The 436-nt window shown below is 33.7% G+C and carries 1 pseudogene; it reads right to left on the bottom strand.

Features of this window, described 5'->3' with window-relative positions:
* Positions 1-411, bottom strand: a pseudogene (locus IQR33_RS34565) (hypothetical protein); the annotation flags it as partial.
* Positions 412-436: the final 25 nt, after the last annotated feature.

Genomic DNA, 436 nt, shown 5'->3' on the forward strand with positions numbered 1-436 from the left:
GTTAACGTGGTTTTCATATTTTTTGATGGTATATAATTTAGACTTTTCGTCAAAATATTGAATTATCTTAATGTTAACGTCAGGTCTCTCCGTATTATACGTGATCGTAATTTTTTCATAATCTTTATTAATCGGAGTCGTAAGCCCTGTAGGGTAGATGATTTTAAACCCATTAATGTCATTCTTCTTCGTGCTTTTATAATGTTTTGAGTATGAAAAGTTTTCAATTGCACTTTTAGTGACGATAATTGACTCACCTTTCTTTAAACCGTATTCGGTACATTCATAATCGTCAACAACCGTAGAATTTCTTTTCTTTTCAATTAGGTAGGACATGTTTGCAGATGTCCCTCCGTGTTCCAGTTTTTGTTGGTTTACAGAACAATAGAAATGACCTTTGTCCACCGTCATTGCGTTGACTTGTTCCGGATTTGAA

The sequence above is a fragment of the Vibrio sp. OPT46 genome (assembly GCF_015163535.1).
GTDB classification, from domain to species: Bacteria; Pseudomonadota; Gammaproteobacteria; order Enterobacterales; family Vibrionaceae; genus Vibrio; species Vibrio alginolyticus.